This window comes from Dyella sp. BiH032, from assembly GCF_031954525.1.
Classification (GTDB): Bacteria; Pseudomonadota; Gammaproteobacteria; order Xanthomonadales; family Rhodanobacteraceae; genus Dyella_D.
The window spans coordinates 2291364-2304018 of the sequence record NZ_CP134867.1; the positions used below are offsets into that span (position 1 = coordinate 2291364).

Sequence of the window (12655 nt, forward strand, 5' to 3'; positions counted from 1 at the left end):
CCCTTGGCGTCAATCGTTCGGTTCATTTGACCACGTGTCGCGGTCGGAAATCCCGCACCGCCCGGCGGAACCGTCGCAGGGGTTCGGGCGGCGGGCTGTCATGGGCATAGCGCAGGTCGAGGTAGCTCCTCATCAGTTGGTCGAGCTGCGCGCGCTGTCCGGGCAGGGCCCGGGCAGCGCGCTGCAGGTAATGCTGCGGGCCCTCGCTGCTCCTGCGCGCCACGCCGGCTCCGGCCAGCTTGCGTTCCAGCGCGCGCATCGCGGCCCTCAGGGGGTCTTCGTCGCGCCGCCGCCACAAGGCCCAGGCCAGGCCGAGCAAGGCGAACGCGACGCTGCTGGCCGCCAGCAGCGCGCTCAGGGTGAACGTATCCGTGTTGCGGACGCCGAATGGCGTGAGGAGCCCGCGTTGCCTGAGTGCGTCGAACCCGATAACGCCTTCGCTCCACCAGCGGTTGACGACGTCCCAGCGGTTCCTCAGGTCGCGTAGCCACGAAAGCCCCTGCCAGCCGGACTGCCCGGCGGAGGCGGCCGCGGCGGCTCCTAGGCTCACCCGTTCCGGGCGCACGGCGGCGGTGGGATCGACCCGGACCCAGCCGCGCCCGGCCAGCCACACCTCGCTCCAGGCGTGGGCGTCGGACTGGCGAACCAGCAGATATTGGCCGAGCTTGTTCCAATAGCCGCCCTGGTAGCCGGTAACCACCCGGGCGGGCACGCCGGCCGCGCGCATCAGCACGGTGAAGGCCGAGGCGTAGTGTTCGCAGAATCCTTCGTGAGTGGAGAACAGGAAATCGTCGACCGCGTCGCGGCCCAGCGGCGCAGGCGCCAGCGTGTAGCTGAAGCCGCCATCGTGGAACATCGACAGCGCCGTCTTCATGATGGATTCGCTGCGATCGCCGAAGGTCTGCCGCCACTGCGCGGCCAGGGCCAGGGTGCGCGGATTGAACCCGGCGGGAAGCTGCAGGGCGCGCCGGCGGGAGATCTCGTCGAGCTCGGGCTGCAGTCGGTAGCGCACGGCCGAGCGTACTTCGTAGGTCAGCGGATCCTGCACGGGCTTGGCGCTGGTCAGCTCGTGGTCCGTTCCCAAGATAGCCTTGGGAGGCGCCTCGAGCGGCACGTCCAGTGCGGGCAGGATGCGCTGGTTCGTCGGTTCCAGCGAGATCCGGTAGCCGATGCTGTCCTGGTAATCCACGGGCACGGGCTGCCGTCCTGTCGGCAGGGAAGTCCAGCGGCGGCCGTCGTACTGCCACATGACGTAGGCGCGGAAGTAGCGCTGCTCGGGCGGCGGCAGGCCGCCGTCGAAGCTGGCCCGGAGTGCCGGGTGGTCATCCGTCAGCAGGTCGACGAAATCGCCGGGCGACATGCGATCGCTCAGGCCTGTGCGCGCCTGTGCGGAAGGCGGCGCGCCCCATAGCGGCGAGTCCAGCCGGGGCACCAGCACGAAGGCCAGCAGCGAGAGTGGCAGGGCGGCTGCCAGCAGGCCGATGGCCGGCAGCATTTCGCGCGGAAGCGTGGTCGGCAGGCGTGCCGGCTGCAGCGCGCGCAGTGTCGCGATCGCCGGCAACAGGCCGAGGGTGACCACGAAGGTGGCGACCATGCCCTGGTCGGCCAGCAACGCGGCCATCAGGGTGAAGCAGGCGAAGGCCACCGCCACCTTGGCGTCGCGCGGTGTTTCGGTTTCCAGCAACTTGAGCACCAGCAGGCCGACCGCCAGCGCCGAGCCTGGCTCGCGGCCGAAGATGTTGCCGTAGTGGAAGATCACCGTGGCCGCGAGCAATGCCACCAGCGGCAGCTTGAGATAGACCGGCGCCTTGCCGGGGCGCCGCCGCCGCTGCCACCAGCGCAGGGCCAATACCGCGGCCAGGGCGGCAACCAGCCAGATCGGCAGATGCATGGCGTGCAGGATCAGCACCACGCCTGCCGACAGACACAGCAGGTCGAAGGTGCGCGCATCCAGCGGTGCTTCCGGATGAGAACGGCGGAACAGGCCGATCATGGCAACCGCGCCAGGGCGTTCATGCAGCGCACGTAATGCGCAGGACCGGAGCCGTGGCCGATCTCTTCCCCCGGCAGCCACAAACTGAAGGGCACGCCTTGCGCTTCGGCCTCGCCCAGCCAGCGGGCCAGGCGGGCGATGCGCGTTTCACTGTCCAGGTGCCGCAGATCGCGCCAGTCCAGGCGCCACTCCTGGCGCGGACGCGGCTGCTCGAAATCTTTCACGAGCAGGCCTTCATGGCGTGCGCTGGCCTTCCAGGCGATGCGGCGCTGCGGATCGCCAGCGCGGTAGTCGCGTAAAGCCGCCAGGTCGTCGCCCTGGTGCAGGCGCTGATGCGTGGGATCGTCGCTGGGCGAGCGTGGCGGCGGCCCTGCCGCTTCCGGCCTGGGCCATACCAGCACCGACATGTCCGGATAAAGCCAGCTCCATGCGCGGAACAGGCCGAGCGGCCAACTGCTCCACAACTGGATGCGCGGCAGCGGTTGCCAGCCGCGCATGCTGGTCTGCAGCGGGACTTTGACGGCGAGCTGCTCGCGCTCGGGAATGGCGAAGGCGTGGGTTTGGCCATCCACCTCCACCCGGATCGCTTGGCGGGTACGCAGGCCGGCGTCGACGTACAGCTGCAGCGGCATGGGCTCCCCGGCAATCGCGTGGCCGGCCTGGATGGCCGTGAGCCGCAGCCCGTCGAGCGCGCGGAACGCCACCAGCATGCTCGCGGCGCAGGCGGCGGCCAGCAGGCAGGTGAGGAGCAGGGCCGCGTTGTTGGCGTAATTGAGCGAGCCGGCAAGCATGATCAGCAGCAGCACGCCGAAGGCGACGCCGAGCCCGCTGGGCACGATATAAATGCGACGCCGATGCAGCTCGATCGGCAGGCTTTCCGGCTTCCGGTAGCGCGTCAGCGCGGGCAGCCGCCGTTCGGCCCAGTGCTGGAAGCGGCGATAGGTCTCGGCCACGCCCATGGCCATCAACCCACCGCCACCTCGGCGAGCAGCTGGCGCGCGAGCGTGTCGCCGTTGGCGCCGCGTGCCGGCACCAGGCGGTGCGCGGCGAGCGGCACGAACAGCGCCTGCACGTCTTCCGGCAGGACATGCCCGCGGCCGGACAGCATGGCCCAGGTGCGCGAAGCATTGAGCAGGGCCAGCCCGGCGCGCGGAGACAGGCCGACGCGGATGTCCGCGTGCCGGCGGCTGGCTGCGAGCAGCGCCTGCAGATAATCGAGCAGCGCCGGGCTGGCGGTGATCGCCTGGGCCTGGCGATGCAGCGCCGCCAGCGCCGGACCGTCGAGCTTCGGCCCGAGCTGCGCGAGCAGGTCGCGCCGGTCGCTGCCGGTGAGCAGGGCGCGTTCCGCCGCGGCGTCGGGATAGTCCAGCGAGAGGCGCAGCATGAAGCGGTCGAGCTGCGAATCCGGCAGCGGGAACGTGCCGGCGAGGTCCAGCGGGTTCTGCGTGGCGACCACGAAAAACGGCTGCGGCAGCGCATGCGTCTGGCCGTCCACCGTGACCTGTGCTTCGGCCATGGCTTCGAGCAGCGCGCTCTGCGTCTTGGGCGTGGCGCGGTTGATCTCGTCCGCGAGCAGCAGGCCGGTGAAGATGGGGCCGGGATGGAAGCGGAACTGGCCGGTCTCGCGCTCGTAGACGCTCACCCCGATAATGTCGGACGGCAGCAGGTCGCTGGTGAACTGCACGCGCTGGAAGTCCAGCGCGAAGCTGGCCGCAAGCGCGTGGGCCAGCGTGGTCTTGCCTACACCGGGCACGTCTTCCAGCAGCAGGTGCCCACCGGCGACCAGGCAAGTGAAGGCGAGCTTCACCTGGCGCGGCTTGCCCAGCAGCACCTGGTTGACCTGCGCCATCGCGGCGTCCAGGCGGGAATGCAGTGCGTCATCGTGGAGCGGAGTGATCGCGGACATGGCACCAGGAAGCTGGAAGAAGGCGGGCAGGGCATGACCCATGCGTGACCAAGGGAGTGTAGCCGTCGGCCTCGCGCGCTGGCGAGGCGCTTTTCTCATTGCCTTCCTCGTGCTGCTGGCGGCGCGCATCACTGTTGCCGCGCATCTGTCGCCGTTCGGTGACGAGGCTTTCTATTGGCAGGAGAGCCGACACCCGGCCTGGGGCTACAGCGATCTGCCGCCGTTCACCGCATGGCTGATCCGCCTGGGTGAAACGGTGGCCGGTCATGGGCCGCTGGGTATGCGCTGGCCGTTCCTGCTGCTCGGCAGCCTGTTGCCCTGGCTGGTGGTGGCATTTGCCCGCCGCGCCTTCGATGTGCGGGCTGGATGGCAGGCAGGTCTGCTGTGCCTGGCCTTGCCGTTGGCTGGCAGTCTCGGCGTGCTGGCGCTTCCGGATGTGCCGTTGACGGTCGCCAGCATGCTTGCGTTGTATGCCCTGCTGCGCGCAATGCAGGAAGATCGGTTGCGCGATTGGCTGTGTCTTGGTCTGGCGCTCGCCGTGTGCTGGCTGACCCATTACCGCGCGGCGATGCCGATGCTGGCCGGCGTGCTCCTGTTTGCCACGACGCCGCGGGGACGCCTGCAATGGCGGCGCCGGGGGCTTTGGGTGGCCGTCGCGGTTTCGATGCTGGGCCTGATTCCGCTGGCCGTGTCCAACTGGCAGCAACGTGGTGCGGGTGTTGCGTTTCAGGTCGTGGAACGCAATCCCTGGCGTTTTCACGCCGACGCGCTGGTGCAGCCGCTGGAACAAGCAGCGGCATGCACGCCGCTTCTCTATGTCTTGCTGCTATGGGCGGCATGGCGCAGCTGGCGCCGCCGCGGCGAAGGCGCGCCGTGGGATGTCATCGCGGTGGCCTCGCTGTGTTTCATCCTGCTCTATTTCGTGCTGGGGCTGTTCGCGGACGACCTGCGGTTCCGCGCGCACTGGCCGTTGCCGGGCTACCTGCCGCTGCTCGGCGCACTGCCGGTACTGTTGCGCGCGTACTGGTCGCGGCGTTGGGTGCGTTCCGTCGCCGTCGCCGCGTTCGGGATGGCTTTGCTTGGGCACCTGGGTGGCCTGGTCTATCTGGGTATGGCCGCCAGCGAGCGCGGTGCGAGCGCGCTTGCGGGAGTGAAGGCTTTTCCGGCGCGCTTCGTCGGCTGGAAGGAAAGCGGCGATGCCGCGCGTGAACTGCTGCGGCATCGTCCTGCCGTCCTGGTGGCGGACAACTTCATGCTTGCCGCCGAGCTCGATTTCCAACTGGGCGAAACGGTCCCCGTGTATGCGCTCGACAGTCCGCTGAACACCAAGCATGGGCGGGCACCGCAACTGGCCGCATGGCACCGCGATGAAGCAGCCCTGCGCGAAGAACATCCGCATGCGCCGATGCTGCTAGCCGTCGACGAGACCGCGCTGCGCATACGTGAACGCTCCGATTGGCTGGGTACGCTTTGCCAGCGGATCGAAGCACCTTCGTCACTGCGGCGGCTGGATCTCTTCGACGGCCGCCGTCGAGTGGCGTTCTATGCGGGCCGGGTACCGGTGCCGGGCATGTCGCCGATCGCTCCGGCGGATTGCCTCATCTGGCGCGAAGGAACAGCGGCCTTTGCGCGTTGAGGTCCCCGGTCAGGGCAGGGCTGCGCCTGCCTGGCGCAACAGCCGTGCCAGGGCGATCAGCGGCAGACCGATCAGCGCGGTCGGGTCTTCGTTGTCGATGCGTTCGAACAGGCTGATGCCCAGACCCTCACACTTGAAGCTGCCGGCGCAGTCGAGCGGCTGTTCGCGCTCGATATAGCGGGCGATCTCATCCTCGCCAAGGGTGCGGAAATGTACCCGGGTATGATCGACGTGCGTTTGCCGCTGTCCCTTGCGGGTGTCGAAAAGGCAGAGCGCGGTGTGGAAATGCACGATGCGTCCCGAGCTGGCGGCTAGCTGCGCGTGGGCGCGCTCGGGCGTGCCGGGCTTGTCGAGTATCCGGCCATCGAGTTCCGCCACCTGATCGGAGCCGATCACCAGCGCGTCCGCTATGCCTGCGGCGGCGGCTTCCGCCTTGGCAATGGCCAGGCGCAAGGCGCGTGCGGCTGACTCCTCGCCGGGAAGGGCCGCTTCGTCGGTCCCCGGCGAACGCTGTTCGAAATCCGCCCAGAGCCGTCGCAGCAGTTCCGCCCGATAGCGTGAAGTGGAGCCGAGGATCAGCCGGCAGGCGCTGCTCATGCGTGAGGATCGCGCTGGATGTGTTCGCGCATGGCGTCGTCCAGGGCGTGCTGGGCCTGGTCGAGCGCCTTGAGCAGGGGCGCCAGGCGGCTACGGGTCTCAGCCATGGTCGAGACGGCTTGGTTGAGCTGCTCCTGCGTGGCCGTCGGTGCCCGGTCGCGGATCCAGATACGCTGCTGCAGCAGGGAGCGCAGCCCCGCCTCGATCGCCTGGCGGGCCTCCTGTTCGCTGGCCGCCGGCTTGTCCGGGTTGAGCGACATCACCGCGTGCGCCTGCTGCAGACCGGCCCGGCAGGTCTTGAGGTCTGCTTCGAGGCGGTCCGCCAGTTCCAGCAACTGGTGCAAGCTGTCCGTGCGGCGGTTTCCCCGGCGTCGGAGCCAGAGGGACGCTCCGGCGGCGCAGGCGACGAGGACGAACAGGGCGGCCGAGCCGTACGTCAGATAAGCATTCACGTGAGGCAGAACGGCTCGGTGGCGTGAGAAGATGGGGCAGTCTGCCGCATGGCGGAGGGTCCAGGCAAAAGCGGTGAGCCGTGCGCGCCGGGCAGGCTGCGGGGAATGTGGCGCGCCAAGCAGTATGTCGCGCTGACGGTCGACGATAGGTTGACTTCGATCATCCGCAAACCTATGATTTCGCGATTATGTCCGTGACACTGCCAGAGTCCGTGGACGCTTGGCGCATGGTCTCGGCGCGGCGTTCGTTCCAGGGGGCGTTGCCCATCGCCGATCTGCGGCGCCTGAGCGAGGTTCTCGCCGGCACCGAGGGAGAAGCCCGGTTCGAGCTGGACTTCGGTCGTGACGAGTTCGGCAATGCGTACCTCGATGTGCGCGTCGACGCTCCGCTCATGCTGATCTGCCAGCGTTCCCTGGAGCCTTTCGTGCTTCCGGTGAAGGTGGACAGCCGGCTCGGCCTGATCCGCCATGAGCGCGATGAGGCGGCGCTGCCTGGCGGCAGCGAGCCGTTGCTGGTCGCCGAGGACGGGAAGCTGGCCTTGGCGGATGTGATCGAAGACGAATTGCTGTTGGCGCTGCCGCTGGTGCCGGTCAATCCGGACAGTAAGCTGCCCGACGAAGTAGTGACCCCGTCGCCCGGGGAACATTCCGGCGAGGGACGTTCCGACAACCCGTTCGCGGTTCTGCGCGAACTCAAGAAATAAACGCTTAGCTGGAGACTCACCATGGCCGTTGCCAAGAGCCGCAAAACCCCGTCCACCCGCGGCATGCGTCGTTCGCACGATGCGCTGAAGACCGTGCAGCTGGCCACCGATCCGACCAGCGGCGAGGTGCACCTGCGCCACCACGTCACCAAGGACGGCTACTACCGCGGCAAGAAGGTCATCGACACCAACACCGCGGTGGTCGAAGAGGACTGAGCGTTTCCGCGAGAGTTTCCTGCTCTCGAGGTTTTGCTTCCCAAGGCGGCGCGGTCACGCGCCGCTTTGCGTTTAGGCGCTCACGAACGTAACTTTGCGGTCTTGGTGCGGGCGGTCTCCCGGTCGGGTGAGGCGCCATATGCACCGATTCCGCTGACGGACAGTCCATGGCCCAGATCTATTCCCGCATCATCGCCACCGGCAGCGCGCTGCCGGAGCGTGTCGTCACCAATGCCGACCTGGAGAAATTTGTCGATACCAGCGACGAATGGATCCGCGAGCGCACCGGCATCCGTCAGCGCCATATCGCCGCCGACGGCGAGACCACCGGCGATCTCGCCGCGCTGGCAGCGCAGCGCGCGCTGGAAGCTGCGGGCGTCAAGGCGTCCGAGCTCGATCTGATCGTCATGGGCACCACCACGCCCGACATCATTTTTCCTTCTACGGCCTGCCTGGTGCAGCACCGCCTTGGCGCGAACGGCTGCGCTGCGTTCGATGTCAATGCGGCCTGCTCGGGCTTCGTCTATGCGCTTGGCGTCGCCGACAAATTCATTCGTAGCGGCCAGTCCAAGAAGGTGCTGGTGATCGGTGCCGAGACGCTGACCCGCATGCTGGACTGGGACGACCGTACTACTTGCGTGCTGTTCGGCGACGGTGCCGGCGCCGTGGTGCTGGAGGCCTCGTCCGAACCGGGCATCTATGCCACCTGCCTGCATGCCGACGGCGGCCACAAGGAACTGCTGTACAACCCGGTCGGCGTGTCGGTCGGATTCAAGGATGAGAAGAACCATGGCGTGCGCGTGATGATGGCCGGCCGCGAAGTGTTCAAGGTTGCCGTGAAAACGCTGGACGCACTGGTCGAGGAAACCCTTACCGCTGCCGGCATGGATGCATCACAGCTGGACTGGCTGATACCGCACCAGGCAAACCTGCGCATTATCGAAGCCACCGCCAAGCGCTTGAGCATGCCGATGGACAAGGTCATCGTCACGGTGGACAAGCATGCCAACACCTCGGCCGGCTCGGTGCCGCTGGCGCTCGACTACGCCGTGCGTTCGGGCAAGGTGCAGCGTGGCCAGAATCTCTTGCTGGAAGCCTTCGGTGGCGGATTCACCTGGGCATCGGCGCTGCTGCGCTACTGATCCGTTTCAAACGCAATGCGTCCGTGATGCCGCCTTCGGGCGGCATCGTCGTTTTCGGGGGATGGCAGGAATACGGCTGCGTACGGCTTGCGTTGCTGGCACCATTCCAGTTTTCGTTCACGGACCTTCCCCCGCATGACTCAGAACGCCGCATCGCTCGCTTTCGTCTTTCCTGGCCAGGGCTCGCAGTCCGTCGGCATGCTGGCGGAACTCGCCGCCGCCCACGCGGAAGTGAGGGCTGCGTTCGATGAAGCCTCGCAAGGCGCCGGGACCGATCTGTGGGCCCTAAGCCAGCAGGGGCCGGAAGATCTGCTCAACCGCACCGAGAACACCCAGCCTGCACTGCTGGCCGCGAGCGTGGCGGTGTGGCGCGTCTGGCAGAAGCTCGGCGGCGTGCGGCCGGCGCAGCTCTCGGGTCATAGCCTGGGCGAATACAGCGCATTGGTCTGCGCCGACGCCTTGTCGTTGCACGATGCAGCCGCGCTGGTGGCCGAGCGCGGCCGCCTGATGCAGGCGGCAGTGCCGGCGGGCGTGGGCGCCATGGCCGCGATTCTTGGTGGCGACGATGCGCAGATCGCCGCGGTCTGTGAAGAAGTGGCGCAAGGCCAGGTCGTCGCTCCCGCGAACTTCAATTCGCCGGGCCAGCTGGTGATCGCCGGTCATGCGGAAGCGGTGGATCGCGCCCTGGCCAGGCTCGCCGAGCTGGGCGTCAAGAAGGCCATCAAGCTGGCCGTGTCCGTGCCCTCGCATTGCGCACTGATGCGCGATGCCGCGGACAGGCTGGGCGAGCGGATGAGCAGCCTCCAGTGGCGTGAACCCACGATCCCCGTGGTGCAGAACGCCGAAGCCCTTGCCTACAGCAAGATCGAGGATATCCGCGGCGCATTGCAGCGTCAGCTCTACCTGCCGGTGCGCTGGACCCAGTGCGTGCAGGCGCTGGTGGGCGGCGGCGCGACGCGCCTGGCCGAATGCGGCCCGGGCAAGGTTTTGGCCGGCCTCATCAAGCGTATCGACAAGAGCGTCGACGCCCGTGCCATCGGCACGCCGGCCGATTTGGACGCTGCGCGTACCGAGTGGGCCTGAGCGGCCAGGCGACGCAAGACATTCCCCGAAGCATCAGGAAGCGACACAGATGAGCAAGACTCTGCAAGGTGAAATCGCCCTCGTCACCGGCGCCAGCCGCGGCATCGGCGCGGCGATTGCGGACGAACTGGCGGCCCAGGGCGCCACCGTGATCGGCACGGCCACGAGCGAGAGTGGCGCGGCCGCGATCGGCGAGCGTCTCGCTGCGCATGGCGGCCAGGGACGCGTTCTCAACGTGACCGAGCCCGGCGCGATCGAAGCGCTGGTGGATGCGATCGCCAAGGACGTCGGCCCGCTTTCCATCCTCGTCAACAATGCCGGCATCACCCGCGACCAGTTGCTGATGCGCATGCGCGACGAGGACTGGCAGGCGATTCTCGATACCAACCTCACCTCGGTCTACCGGGCTTCCAAGGCGGTCATGCGCGGCATGATGAAGGCGCGCAAGGGCCGCATCATTTCCATCGCGTCAGTCATCGGCCTCACCGGTAACCCGGGCCAGTCGAATTACGCCGCGGCCAAGGCGGGCATCATCGCCTTCTCCAAGTCGCTGGCTCGCGAGATCGGCAGTCGCGGCATTACCGTCAACGTGGTCGCCCCGGGCTTCATCGATACCGACATGACGCGTTCGCTGCCGGAGGAATCCAAGCAGGCGCTGCTGGGCCAGATCGCCCTGGGGCGCCTGGGCGAGGCGAGCGATATCGCCAAGGCGGTGGCCTTCCTGGCATCGCCCGCAGCGGCCTACATCACCGGTGAGACGCTTCATGTGAACGGCGGCATGTACATGCCGTAATGCCCGTGCAAGCCGGCTGCTGTACTGGAAGCCGCTCCCCGGGGCGGCTTCTTTTTTGGGGCGCTGGAATCGCCATCTCCCTATGCATGAGGACGATCCGGCGCAACGGGCGAAAGAACATCCGCAAGGGTATGTGCCGCTCCGGCGTCGCACGCCTTGCCGCAGGACGTACGGTGCCGGGGCCGCACAGGCAATGGCTGGGCCGGCTTGCAGCCGGTGCGACCTGGTATCACCCGGGGGAGAGAGCGGTACCCCCGCTGCCAACCGAAGCAGGCGGCCCGGGGGTTGTCGCCATCGATCCATTTTTAGGCGACAATTACCCTTTCGCGCCGGTCGTCAGGGGCCTGCGCCTCACCGACGTTGGTGGACCGTGGCGGGATATAAGCTTAGCCACTACAATCCGCCGGCAATTTTGTCCTTGGGAGGTATTGGTAACATGAGCACCATCGAAGAGCGCGTCAAAAAGATCGTTGCCGAGCAGCTGGGCGTGAAGGAAGAAGAGGTTAAGCAGAACTCTTCGTTCGTTGACGATCTGGGCGCGGATTCGCTGGACACCGTCGAGCTGGTGATGGCGCTCGAGGAAGAGTTCGAGACCGAGATCCCGGACGAAGAAGCCGAGAAGATCACCACGGTGAAGGACGCGGTCGACTACATCAAGGCTCATACCAAGGAATGATCGATCGTGCTGGGTGGCGCGACCGCGCTTCCTGCATCACGATGCGATACCGAAAGCTGCGCCACATTGGCGCAGTTTTCGTTTCTGCATTTTGCAACGTCCTAACCCGTATGGTTCGCGACTCGCGCACCATACGGTGCGACGGCATCCACGCGGCTTCCGCGGGATGACTGCCTACGAGGCAGGCACACGGAACCATGAAGGAAAGAGAGCATGAGCAAACGACGTGTGGTTGTAACTGGGCTCGGCATCATTTCGCCGGTCGGCAACGATATCGCCACGGCCTGGGACAACGTTTTGAAGGGTGTGAGCGGCATCGGGCCGGTGAGCCACTTCGACGCTGCGGGCTACGCCACGCGCATCGCCGGCGAAGTGCGTGGTTTCGATCCTGCGCAGTGGATCGCCCCTAAAGACATCAAGAAGATGGACCCGTTCATCCACTACGGCATCGCCGCAGGCACGCAAGCCCTGCGCGATTCCGGTTTGGAAGTGACGGAAGCCAACGCGCCGCGCGTCGGTGTGGCGGTCGCCGCCGGCATCGGCGGCCTGCATACCATCGAGCACACCTCGATCGAACTGCACGAAAAGGGCCCGCGTCGCGTGTCGCCGTTCTTCGTGCCCAGCTCGATCATCAACATGGTGTCCGGCCATCTGTCGATCATGTATGGCCTGAAGGGCCCGAACATCGCCTGCGTCACCGCCTGCACTACGGGCACGCACAACATCGGTCTGGCCGCGCGCATGATCCAGTACGGCGACGCCGACGTGATGATCGCTGGCGGCGCTGAGTTCGCTACCACCGGCACGGCGATGGCGGGCTTCTGCTCGGCCAAGGCGATGTCCACCCGCAACGACGAGCCGACCAAGGCGAGCCGTCCGTGGGACAAGGATCGCGACGGCTTCGTGCTGTCCGACGGCGCCGGCGTGCTGGTGCTGGAGGAATACGAGCACGCCAAGGCGCGCGGCGCGAAGATCTACTGCGAGCTGGTTGGCTTCGGCATGAGTGGCGATGCCTACCACATCACCGCCCCCAGCGAGGGCGGCGAGGGTGCGGCCCGCTGCATGGACAGCGCACTGAAGGACGGCGGCATCAATCCGGCCGACGTGCAGTACGTCAACGCGCATGGCACCTCGACGCCGCTCGGCGACCTGGGTGAAGTGCTCGCGGCCAAGCGAGTGTTCGGCGATCATGCCTACAAGCTCGCCATGAGTTCGACCAAGTCGGTCACCGGCCATCTGTTGGGCGCGGCGGGCGGCGTGGAGGCGATCTTCTCGATCCTCGCGCTGCGCGACCAGGTGGTCCCGCCGACCATCAACCTGGACGAGCCGGGCGAAGGCTGCGACCTGGACTTCGTACCGAATACGGCACGCGAGACGAAGCTGGACGTGGTGATCTCCAACTCCTTCGGCTTCGGCGGCACCAACGGCACGCTGGCGTTCCGCCGCCTCTGACCGGC

13 protein-coding genes are annotated in these 12655 nt (G+C 67.1%); 8 read left to right on the plus strand and 5 right to left on the minus strand.

Annotated elements, in window-relative coordinates; genetic code table 11:
- Positions 1–22: 22 nt before the first annotated feature.
- The 3 genes from RKE25_RS10205 to RKE25_RS10215 are packed head-to-tail and all read right to left on the minus strand — an operon-like array spanning position 23 to position 3899.
- Complete coding sequence (locus RKE25_RS10205) at positions 23–1993, minus strand: DUF3488 and transglutaminase-like domain-containing protein (RefSeq protein WP_311842109.1); 1971 nt, start codon at positions 1991–1993, stop codon at positions 23–25.
- Positions 1990–2946, minus strand: a complete 957-nt coding sequence (locus RKE25_RS10210) for a DUF58 domain-containing protein (protein WP_311842375.1) — start codon at positions 2944–2946, stop codon at positions 1990–1992. Before RKE25_RS10210 ends, RKE25_RS10205 begins: the two co-directional genes overlap by 4 nt.
- A gap of 11 nt (positions 2947–2957) precedes the next feature.
- A complete protein-coding gene (locus RKE25_RS10215) occupies positions 2958–3899 on the minus strand; it encodes a MoxR family ATPase (RefSeq protein ID WP_311842110.1) in 942 nt (313 codons plus the stop codon).
- A gap of 40 nt (positions 3900–3939) precedes the next feature.
- On the opposite strand from RKE25_RS10215, the gene RKE25_RS10220 reads away from it, so the two are divergent.
- Positions 3940–5535 (plus strand): glycosyltransferase family 39 protein, encoded by a 1596-nt coding sequence (locus RKE25_RS10220; RefSeq protein WP_311842111.1) that lies wholly within the window; start codon positions 3940–3942, stop codon positions 5533–5535.
- A 9-nt stretch (positions 5536–5544) separates the two neighbouring features.
- On the opposite strand, the gene RKE25_RS10225 is transcribed toward RKE25_RS10220, so the two are convergent.
- Both RKE25_RS10225 and RKE25_RS10230 read right to left on the minus strand, forming a co-directional pair.
- A complete protein-coding gene (locus tag RKE25_RS10225) occupies positions 5545–6132 on the minus strand; it encodes a Maf family nucleotide pyrophosphatase (protein ID WP_311842112.1) in 588 nt (195 codons plus the stop codon).
- Positions 6129–6584 (minus strand): hypothetical protein, encoded by a 456-nt coding sequence (locus tag RKE25_RS10230; RefSeq protein WP_311842113.1) that lies wholly within the window; start codon positions 6582–6584, stop codon positions 6129–6131. The genes RKE25_RS10225 and RKE25_RS10230 overlap by 4 nt, the downstream gene beginning before the upstream one ends.
- 188 nt (positions 6585–6772) lie before the next feature.
- On the opposite strand from RKE25_RS10230, the gene RKE25_RS10235 reads away from it, so the two are divergent.
- The 7 genes from RKE25_RS10235 (at position 6773) to fabF (ending at position 12650) form a co-directional block, all read left to right on the plus strand.
- Positions 6773–7288: a YceD family protein gene (locus tag RKE25_RS10235; protein ID WP_311842114.1), complete on the plus strand. Its 516-nt coding sequence runs from the start codon at positions 6773–6775 to the stop codon at positions 7286–7288.
- A 21-nt stretch (positions 7289–7309) separates the two neighbouring features.
- On the plus strand, positions 7310–7504 hold the full coding sequence (gene rpmF, locus RKE25_RS10240; protein ID WP_130620520.1) for a 50S ribosomal protein L32: 195 nt from the start codon (positions 7310–7312) through the stop codon (positions 7502–7504).
- Between the two features lie 167 nt (positions 7505–7671).
- A complete protein-coding gene (locus RKE25_RS10245; protein WP_311842115.1) occupies positions 7672–8646 on the plus strand; it encodes a beta-ketoacyl-ACP synthase III in 975 nt (324 codons plus the stop codon).
- A gap of 135 nt (positions 8647–8781) precedes the next feature.
- Positions 8782–9729, plus strand: a complete 948-nt coding sequence (gene fabD, locus RKE25_RS10250; RefSeq protein ID WP_311842116.1) for an ACP S-malonyltransferase — start codon at positions 8782–8784, stop codon at positions 9727–9729.
- A 49-nt stretch (positions 9730–9778) separates the two neighbouring features.
- Positions 9779–10522 carry a 3-oxoacyl-ACP reductase FabG gene (gene fabG, locus RKE25_RS10255; RefSeq protein WP_311842117.1) on the plus strand — a complete coding sequence of 248 codons (744 nt, stop codon included), beginning with the start codon at positions 9779–9781 and terminating at the stop codon, positions 10520–10522.
- A gap of 436 nt (positions 10523–10958) precedes the next feature.
- Complete coding sequence (acpP, locus tag RKE25_RS10260) at positions 10959–11198, plus strand: acyl carrier protein (RefSeq protein WP_311842118.1); 240 nt, start codon at positions 10959–10961, stop codon at positions 11196–11198.
- A 213-nt stretch (positions 11199–11411) separates the two neighbouring features.
- Positions 11412–12650, plus strand: coding sequence for a beta-ketoacyl-ACP synthase II (gene fabF, locus RKE25_RS10265; protein ID WP_311842119.1), 1239 nt, complete (start codon positions 11412–11414; stop codon positions 12648–12650).
- Positions 12651–12655: the final 5 nt, after the last annotated feature.